This window comes from Bacteroides sp. (genome assembly GCF_030151085.1).
GTDB lineage: Bacteria > Bacteroidota > Bacteroidia > Bacteroidales > Bacteroidaceae > Bacteroides.
The window spans coordinates 112,605-123,287 of record NZ_JASLER010000005.1 but is presented as its reverse complement, the minus strand read 5'-3'; the positions used below and the strand labels follow the sequence as shown (position 1 = coordinate 123,287).

At 43.0% G+C, this 10,683-nt stretch carries 3 protein-coding genes and 1 pseudogene; 1 reads left to right on the top strand and 3 read right to left on the bottom strand.

The genetic code is table 11. The features are described from left to right. Positions 1–3,018: S41 family peptidase (locus Q1W14_RS01705; RefSeq protein ID WP_300698648.1), on the top strand; the 3,018-nt coding region annotated here is incomplete at its 5' end. Between the two features lie 1,523 nt (positions 3,019–4,541). On the opposite strand, the pseudogene Q1W14_RS01700 reads toward Q1W14_RS01705, so the two are convergent. The 3 genes and pseudogenes from Q1W14_RS01700 to Q1W14_RS01690 form a co-directional block, all read right to left on the bottom strand. Beyond that, positions 4,542–5,651: pseudogene (locus Q1W14_RS01700) on the bottom strand (glycoside hydrolase family 88 protein); the annotation flags it as partial. Between the two features lie 114 nt (positions 5,652–5,765). Then, a complete protein-coding gene (locus Q1W14_RS01695; RefSeq protein WP_300698647.1) occupies positions 5,766–7,382 on the bottom strand; it encodes a RagB/SusD family nutrient uptake outer membrane protein in 1,617 nt (538 codons plus the stop codon). A 19-nt stretch (positions 7,383–7,401) separates the two neighbouring features. Beyond that, entirely contained in the window at positions 7,402–10,638 is a 3,237-nt protein-coding gene (locus Q1W14_RS01690) for a TonB-dependent receptor (protein WP_300698645.1), read from the bottom strand. Positions 10,639–10,683: the final 45 nt, after the last annotated feature.

Genomic DNA, 10,683 nt, shown 5'->3' with positions numbered 1-10,683 from the left:
TTAGGGAGCATGGATATTTATCTTGTTTCTAAAGAAGGTGGTGAACCTCGTCGACTGACTACCCATTCCGGCAGTGAAACTCCGCTGGCTTTCAGCGATGCAGGGCATATCTTGTTTTCGGCAGATGTAATGCCTTCCGTTGAGGCGGTGGTTTTCCCTTCCAATGGACAGTTCCGTCAAGTGTATCAAGTTTCTGTAGAAGGCGGACGTCCGCAGATGGTTTCGTCCATGCCCATGGAGTGTATCTCTATCAACAAAGAGGGAGTAATGCTTTATCAGGACAAGAAGGGATACGAGGACTACTGGCGTAAACACCATGTATCACCTATTGCCCGTGACATTTGGATGTACAATCCAGCTAAAGAACCTCATTACCAGCAGTTGACCACTTTTGGTGGAGAAGATCGTGAACCGGTTTGGGCTCCCGATGGAAAGTCATTCTACTATCTGAGCGAAGAGAACGGAACTTTCAATGTGTACCAACGTACACCGGGTGCTTCGACTGCTATACAAATTACGCATCACACCAAGCAACCGGTACGTTTCCTTAGTGGATCGGCTGATGGTAAACTCTGCTATGGTTATGATGGAGAAATCTACACGCTCCTTCCGGGCGGTCAACCCAATAAAGTGAATATAAGTATCGTTTCTGATAAAAATGATAAAGATCTTATTCGTCAGATTAAGAGTAGTGGTGCTACGGAAATGGCTGTATCTCCTGACGGAAAAGAAGTTGCCTTTATTCTGCGTGGTGATGTTTATGTGACTTCTGTAGATTATAAAACTACGAAACAGATAACCAATACTCCTTGTCAGGAACGTGATATAAATTTTGCTCCTGATGGTCGTACATTGGTTTATGCTTCTGAACGTAACGGACTTTGGCAAGTTTATACTTCAAGCATTGTCCGTAAAGACGAAAAGCTGTTTACATACGCTACGGAATTAAAAGAAGAGAAGTTGATAAACTCTGACGTGGCTTCTTTCCAACCTCAATACAGTCCTGATGGAAAAGAAATTGCTTTCCTTGAAAACCGTACTGCCATCCGCGTCATCAATCTGAAAACGAAAGAAGTGCGTACGGTTATGGACGGTAAATATCAATATTCTTATTCTGATGGCGACCAATGGTACCAATGGAGCCCCGACAGCAAATGGATTCTTTCGGACTATATCGGTGTTGGCGGTTGGAATAACAAGGATGTTGTATTGGTGAATGCCGACGGTAAAGGCGAAATGGTAAATCTTACTCAAAGCGGATATAGCGATGGTAATGCCAAATGGGTATTAGGCGGTAAGGCTATGATTTGGACTAGCGACCGTGCCGGATACCGTAGTCATGGTAGCTGGGGCTCTGAAGATGATACGTATATCATGTTCTTTGATGCTGAAGCATACGACCGCTTCTTGATGAACAAAGAAGAGACTGCTTTGCTGGAAGAGGCTGAAAAGGCTGCTAAGGAAGAGAAGGAAAAAGCAGAGAAAAAGGATGGAAAAGATACTAAAAAGAAAGCCGATACAGATAAGGACAAGGATAAAGAAAAGAAAGTGGAACCTTTGAAGTTTGACCTTGCCAATCGTTTCGACCGTATTGTACGTCTTACTGTGAACTCTTCACACATGGCAGATGCCATACTTACACAAAAAGGGGATATTCTTTATTATCTATCTACTTTTGAAGACGGATATGATCTTTGGGAACACAATCTGAAAGAGAATTCGACTAAAGTTCTTTTGAAGAAAGTGGGTGCTGGTGCTTTGCTATCCGATAAAGACGGGAAGAACATTTTCCTTGGCAGTTACGATGGCATGAAGAAGATTGAAATAGAAGGTAGCAAGATTACTCCGATTGAGTTTGAAGCGTTCTTTGATTATCAGCCATACGGTGAGCGCCAATATATTTTCGATCATGTTTGGCAGCAAGTAGATGATAAATTCTATGTAGCCGACTTGCAAGGAACAGACTGGACCGGGTATAAAGAAACTTATAAACGCTTCTTGCCATCTATCAACAACAACTATGACTTTACAGAAATGTTGAGTGAAATGTTGGGTGAGTTGAACGGCTCGCATACCGGTGCACGTTATTCTGCTCCCGGTGCTCCGTTAGCCACCGCTAATTTAGGTGTATTCTACGATGATACTTATACCGGCGATGGATTAAAGATAAAGGAAATCATTGCTCAAAGTCCGTTGACAAAGAAGAAAACGGATGTGAAACCCGGTTGTGTTATCGAGAAGATAGACGGTACTGCCATAAAAGCAGGTAGCGATTACTTCCCGTTGCTGGAAGGTAAGGCCGGACGTAAAGTTGTGCTTTCTGTTTATGATCCTGCTACAGGTAAACGTTTTGAAGAGACCTTGAAGCCTATTACTTCCGGTGCACAAAGCGAACTACTTTATAAGCGTTGGGTGGAGAATTGCCGTAAGAAGGTAGAAGCGCTTTCCGGTGGTCGCATCGGTTATGTTCATATCAAGGGAATGGATAGTGAAAGTTTCCGTAAGATATACTCTGATTTGTTGAGTGAACAGAATCGTGCTAAAGAAGCGGTTGTAGTGGATGTTCGCCACAATGGTGGCGGATGGTTGCACGATGACGTTGTGACCTTGCTAAGTGGAAAAGAGTATGAACGGTTTGTTCCGCGTGGGCAATATATTGGTAGCGATCCTTTCAATAAATGGTTGAAACCATCATGTATGCTGGTTTGCGAGGATAACTATAGTAACGCACACGGTACTCCTTTTGTATATAAAACTCTAGGTATAGGTAAGTTGGTTGGTACACCTGTTGCCGGAACGATGACCGCTGTTTGGTGGGAACGTCAGATTGATCCGAGCATTGTGTTCGGTATTCCGCAGGTAGGTTGTATGGATATGCAAGGTAATTATCTTGAAAACCATACATTACAACCGGATATATTGATTTACAATGAACCGGAAGCTGCTTTGAAGGGTGATGATGCACAATTGAAAGTGGCAGTAGATTGTCTGCTGAAGCAGTTGCCGGCAAAGAAATAAGTAAACTTAATTCTGAAGTACTGATATAGAAAATCCCGTAAGATCATGTCTTACGGGATTTTCTTTTATTAGGGGATTAACTATTTAACAATCACTTCTGCTAACTTCAGCCAGCCGGAGTTTGTTAAGTTTCCTTTTGCAGCCATATTCAAACCTTTTATATTGCTGCCATTTCCTTTGGTAGTATCAACTAAGGCAACTGCCCAAGTATAATTACCACTTTTTACACCACGTATGTTCGGGGCAAATTCGTAAGTAGTGGGAGTACCTTTAATCCAAGTAGATAGGTCGGTCTTTGTATCAAGAAATGAGTATACTATTTTATCTTTTTTATCCAATAAAGCAAAAGCTACTTTATACTTTTGGTTCCATTGGGGAATGTTGGTTGGACAATAACCCCAACCTAAATTATTCCAGCGATGGGTTATTTTTATTTTAGAACCGCTTTTCACTTCTTTGGGGACAACGATAGAGTCGGGATATAAACGATAACCACCTTCAGAAATGAAACGCTCGACTAAGGGGAAAGCATCCCGAAACCAACTTATTGTTTCGTCGCCTACACGGAAATCCATCATATTGACGTAAGCTTCTTTGCCATCCTCATACTCGCCCATACGAACATCTTTTGCTGTTTTATAACCGCTAGTATCTAATTGGAAAGAATGCTTGCCGACAATCCAACCACCTTCCAGTAGTACAGGGCGCTTCATGATCCAAGGTTTTACATGTTTGCGTTCCCATTGACCATAATACTCCCGCATTCCGAAGGCATCGTGACGTAGAGAATAACCTTTATTGTAGGCACTGACCAGCAGGCGTTCACTATCCGGGTCGAAGTTTTCTTCGCCAGCCCAGTCTTTGCCGGCTCCCATCCAGCGGTGGTAGTTGATGACTAAGGGGACTTTGGTAAAGTACTTGGAATATAAGTCGATAATCCAGTTGAATACAGATTCGCGGTTCTTAGGGTCAATATACTTCATGGTATGTGCTTCTCCCCACTTGCCCAGTCCGTAACCATCTACAAATTCCACTAAATCAGGATCGTTGTACTTTTTGGCAAAGGCTTCAATGAACTTCGCATATTTCTCCTGAAAGATAGGATCGTCAGGATAGGGAGAGCGTAACCCACGGTCAGTATAATATTTGGCTCCGGCATCGAAGACATAAGCCGGAGTGGCTTCATTCTTCCGGTCACGGCTATCGACTACCACACGGAAAGAAAGTCGCATTCCTCTGTCTAGTGCTCCTTGGATGACCTTTTTCAACTTCTCGTCAGTATCCCATCCGTATACGCCTTCGGCAGGATTGAAGGTGCTCCAATGAGTACGGATGTACAGTGTGCGGGCATAGTCGGAAACTTTTACTGTGGTTCCTTTCTCGGCCACATAAATATGGTCGTACTTTTTCCAGAAGTCATCGTTGACATTCTCGTTGCCATATACTACCCATCCGCTTAAGGGATTTCCCAACATTGTTTTCTTGTCCGGCCATATCTTGATATAGTTAGCTTCTGTATCGACTGCCATTTTGTACATTTGGCATCCGGCTAGCAGAAAAGCGCCTACGCCATATACTTCGGTCATGTCGCGGGTTACTTTGCGCGGATCGGCTCCGATGGGTTGTACCCAGCCGAGTTTGCCATTTGCGTCTACCGCATCGGTCAGTGCCTTCCAGCCTTTGATGATAACAGGCATGAAATCATCTTCGGACAAGATACCTGCATTTACACCATAAGCCAGTGCATAGACGAAGAAACCGGTAGAACTTGTTTCGGGCGAAGGGTAGGAGGCTGGGTCTAAAAGACTGGCATGCCAGTATCCATCTTCATTTTGCAATTCGGCGACACGCGTACATAGCTTGATGAAGAGTTCTTCATAGTATGCACGCTCTATCAGATCTTTGGGTAGTTCTTGCAGTATTTCTGCTAATCCTCCTAGTACCCAGGCATTGCCACGTCCCCAAAATACTTTCTTTCCATTGGCTTCTTTCTTACCGAAGTAGCGCCAATCACGATAGAAGAGATTTTCCTCCTTATCAAACAGATAGTCGTATGTGGCTCGGTATTCGTTATCCATGAATTGGAGAAACTTGCGGTTACCGGTTTCACGGTATAGCTTGGCATATACGGGGGGAGCCATGAACAGGGCATCACACCAAGTCCAGCGTTCCAACGTTTTGCTATTGTTTTCTACTAATTTGAAAGGGCCATCGGAAGGATGGTTGACTATCCACTCTGCACGTGCTAAAGTAGGGATGAGCATGTTCTCTTTCTTATACCTGCGATATAGGTCTATAAAAGATTGTGATACGGCTATGTCATCGGCGTGGTACATCCGTTTGTAAGGTTGCCACCCATTGCGGGAACCGATTTTGTATAACCATTGGTAGTATGTGCTGTCTTGGTCTTGCTGCTCTGCCAACTTTGCCCAGTCAGCCATACCGACGTAAAGTGCTCCGTTGGTCCAGTCCAAGTCGTGGTGTTCGTGTTCGGTACTGGGATTCTTTATCTGCCAATCTGCCACTTGCTTCATTAGACCTTTGATCTCGGCTTTGCTGAAGGGTACTTGTGAGAATGCTGTAGCGCAAACAAGCAGAAACAATGCTGTAATAATTTGTTTGTTTATCTTCATAATTGTTTGATTAAATAATAAAGGGAATTGCCTTTGTTCTCAATGGACACCGACAATTCCCTTGATGAGAATCTTGAAAACGATCTTTTTTACCTTATTCTAAACTAATATCTATTAATATTCCGGATTCTGTGGGAATTCAGCACCTGTGTTTGAGTCGATAATACTTTGTGGAATGGGCCACAATGCATGATAGTCGCGCATAGCAGGTCCTGATTCTGTGTTGTATTTACGTGTACGTTCCAATAGTTTGCCTGTTCTTACCAAAGTAAAGCGGCGTGATTCCTCACCAACTAATTCACGAATACGTTCGTCCAATAAGAAGTCTAATGTCATTTCTTTATCGGTAATCTCTGTAGCGTGGGCACGGCGGCGTACTACGTTGATAGCTTCACGGGCTCCCGGTATATCTTTCTTTCCTAGTCTTGCTTCACAAAGAAGTAAATAGGTTTCTGATAAACGGAATTTCATACGATCACGGAAAGCACCGGTCAAAGAAAGATTCTCGGCACGTCCGTAGAAGAATTTAGTCAAAGCAGGATAAAGACGATAAGTAGTAAACCATGTTTCGTCAGTAATCTGAGCTTTCGTACCGTAAGTTTCAGGCATCTTGGGATTGTTATAGTACCAGTCGCGCTTGATGTTATACTCTGAGTTACGGATGTCATTCTTATCAAAGAAACCTGCGTCTTCACCAATCCACCATTTCATAGGAACTAGTTGAGACAGTCCACGACCACCAAGGGAGTCGGCCAATGTAAAACCGGGAATCTCAAAATACTTGGGTTCCCAAGCGCGGCGGGTCCAATCATCAGAGTTTGTACCACCACCGGTGGTATTATATTCAAATTGCATCACCCAAATACTCTCCGTATTACCGGAAGTGCGGTTTTGGTTATTCTCTACAAATAAGTCAGAGAATACATCTCCTTTTTCTTTAGCTTTCTCGCCAAAACGATCTTCCATCAAGTGGAAATAACCACTTTCAATAACGTTAGAAGCAGCCGTTTCTGCCTTAGTATAATCTCCTTGCATTAGGTAGACTTCACTTAACAGATGCTCGGCAGCCCATTTGGTTAACTTTCCTACTTTTACAGCATCAGGGTCTTTAGGAAGATTGTCAACGGCAAACTTCAAATCATCTACCATGTGAGAAATTACTTCCGCTTTCGGAGTACGAGTAAAGTCTACTTTAAAGTCTTCCTGAATCTTGTCAACATAAGGAACATCTCCATACAGATAAACCAGTGTGCGATAAGCGTAAGCACGGAAGAAGCGTGATTCTGCCTGATAGAGTGCCTTGTCTGTACTCTTGTCCCAGTTTGTGTTTATCTCGGAGTATTTCAACATTTCATTGGCACCTGCTATTAAGCTGTAAGCCCAGTTCCAATAGGAACCTACAATGCCGGTATTCGGAGTTAATGTAAGATAGCCGAAAGGTTGGATAGAACCATCCTTGGTACCCATTGTAGCAAGGTCGGTAGCAATTTGCAGAGCCTCGTACGGGCAAGCGGCATTGTGCATATATGCTCCGTTTTCGCCCCATGTGTTATATTCGGAACGTGCTTCGGCATAGAGTCCGGTAGAGCCGACTTCAAAGCCGTAGGTACTTGTATAAGTATTGTCCGGAGCTAATTCACTCTTCAGATTCTCGTCGAGGAAGTCGGAACAACCGGTGGCTGATAACGTCACTAGCAGAGCAATAGCGGCTTTTGATATATAATTCTTCATTGTATATAAGTTTAAGTGTTTAGAATGTTAAGTTCAATCCCAGTACATAAGAACGGGCAGTAGGATATGAAGCAAACCAACTGTTATCGTAGTTCAATACGCTGCGGATGTCACAGAATGTATAAGGATTCTCTACGCTGAGGTTAACGCCCAAACCGGTGATACCTAATTTCTTGATAAAGTTGGCATCAAAATTATACCCTACGGTAATATTTTTGATTTGAACATAGGTGTAATCCTTGTAATAAGCATGGCCATCGAAGTTATTATATACCGGTGATGCATATTTGGAATTCGTGTGTTCGGGTGTCCAATAGTCAGCATTATGCAGATAATTGTAGAGGTTGTAGCTCCAGCTACCGATATTGGCCTCATTCAATTCGCGTGTTACTTTGAAAGTACCGTTCAGCAAGAATGATAGATAGAAATTCTTGTAGGTCAAAGTATTGCTCATTGACATCAGGAAGCTTGGATTTTTGGAACCAACCACCACTTTATCATCAGAGTTGATATAGCCGTTTCCATCTGCATCTTTCACTTTGGCTGAACCTGGTTTGGCACCTTTTTGAATTTCTTTTTCTTTGCCATCGTCTGCGGTATAAGTAAATTTGTCGCCTTCTTGCCAGATACCACCTACTTCGTAATCATAATATACTCTCAGGGGCTTGCCGATGAACCATTTATTGGTAACATCATCTTTCTTGTCACCACGCAGGTCTACAATCTTGTCACGGTTTAGTGAGAAGATGATGCCGGTGCTCCACTCAAAATCTTTCTTACGGATGTTTACAGTGTTCAAAGTGATTTCAACACCTTTGTTGCGAGTCTTGCCCACATTGTCCCAGATGGTCTTATAGCCATTCATGATGGGTACAGTACGCTTCATCAGCAAATCTTTGGTATTGGCAACATACATTTCGATATTACCGTTGATACGTCCATTGAAAAAAGAGTAGTCGATACCTACGTTGAAGGTATTGGTAGTTTCCCATTTCAGGTTAGGATTACCTACACCATCATTAGCCAAATAAGCACCATTAACACCTGTGCCTCCGTCGCCCCAAATGTAGTTGGTGAGGTGCAGACGGTCCAATGTCTGATAAGGGCTGATAGCTTGGTTACCGTTAGAACCATAGGATACACGTAGCTTTAATTGGTCCAACCAACTTTGTGCGCCTTCCATAAAATTCTCGGAAGCGATGTTCCATGCAGCTGCTACTGAGGGGAAGATTGCATATTTATTGTTGGCACCAAAAGCAGAGTAACCATCGGAACGACCGGTCAGGGTCAACATATATTTACCTGCATACGAATAGTTCAAACGAAGCATGTAAGACAACATGGATGTTTCTTGTAAGCTGGAACCTACGGTTTTCTTATTTTCACCGGCACTGATATTGTGATAGCTGGAATCATCGTTCACAAAGCTTTCGGCAGATTGATTGGACTTCTTTCTTTGAGTTTGTTGTACACTGAACAAACCGGTTGCATCAAAACGATGTTTGCCAAACTCACGATTGTATTTAAGCAAGTTTTCCCAAGTATAATCCCAGTAATGTTCATTGCTGATGCTGGCTTTACCACTGGCTGTTCTACCGTCTTTGGTATCACGGCCATAATAAGTACCTGTGAAACCACTACGATAGTTATAACCGAAGGTCGTGCGGGCAGAAAGTCCCTTTACAGGTAATAAGATGTCAGCATAGGTATTGATGAAGAAGTTGCGGTTTGTCTGATCCTGGTCGGCATTGACATTAGCCATCGGATTGATGATTAACGACTGATCCATAGGTTCTTCGTAGTAATTACCATTCTCGTCTTTGAAGATACCATAAGGACTTTGCTTTACGGCATGTTCGATGTTGGGAGTAATGCCACCGCCATCTCTTTGTACGAACTGAGTCTGTACACCGATGGTCAACCATTTATTCAATACCTGAGTCACGCTTAAGTTCAGGTTGTAGCGTTTCATGTCGGAGTTGTAAACTACACCTTCTTGATCCAAGTAAGAAACTGCACCCATATAAGTAGTGCTTTCGGTACCGCCGGAGATGCCCACTTGATGTTCCATTGTAAAGGCATTGCGGAAAATGAGGTCTTGCCAATCGTTTGTGATGCCTTGTTTATAGTTTACAAGTTCGCTGGCGCTCAATATATTTTCAGGGTTCAGTTGGTCACCGCTCCATCCATCTTTCAGACGGGCGATGTCTTGTTTGAATGTAATGTATTCACCCGGAGTCATCACGTCGATGGTCTGTTGAGGCTGTGACATTCTGAATTGTCCTTTGTACGTAACTTGTGCTGCACCTTTCTTGCCTTTCTTTGACTGAATAAGGATAACACCGTTAGAACCGCGAGAACCGTAGATAGCTGCTGCGGATGCATCTTTCAATACACTTAGGTTTTCGATGATGTTGGGGTCGATGTCACTCAAAGAACCATTGTAAGGAATACCATCCAATACAATAAGCGGAGAGTTATCTGCGCTCAATGAGTTCTCTCCACGAACACGTAGAGTCTGGTCAGCACCCGGTTTGGCATCACCGGTGGTTACGCTCAAACCCGGAATCTGGCCGGCAAGGCGGTCCATCAGGTTACTGCTGTTTATCATGTTCAGCTTCTTTTGGTCTACAGATACAAGACCACCGGTCAAGTCCGATTTACGTTGGGTACCGTAACCGATTACTACGACTTCGGCAAGTGTTTTGCTGTCTTCTACCAATTTTACAAGGTTCTTACTACCGGCTTTGATAGATTGGGTAATAAAGCCGATGTATGAAATCTGTAGATTAGCTCCGAAGGGAGCGTTGATAGAATATTTTCCATCAATATCGGTAATTACACCTGTGTTGGTGCCTACTACCATTACATTGGCTCCGATAATCGGCTCACCGTTTTCATCTACTACGGTTCCTGTTATTGTTTGAGGGTCTCCGGATGGCTTTGCATTCTTTCCGGTATATAGAATGATGTGTGTTGCGTCGATTTCAAATTTGATATTTGTTCCTTTGAGTAGGGCGGCAATGGTTTTGCCGACTGTTTCGTTCTTCACGTTGAGGCTGACTTTCTGGTTTACGTTCAACTGTTGTGATTCGTAGAAGAAAGTATATCCGCTTGCCTTCTCTATTTTGGGCATAGCTTCTGATAGTGAGATGTTTGTGAAACTTAGTGTGATACGTTTCTCTTGTTTTTGTGCAGAAACGGGAGCACACAGAAGTATCAGTATAAGAACAATGAGTTGCTTTCTTATATCCATAATTATTATAAATTTAAAGATTAATGTAGGTCTTGAATGTAACTA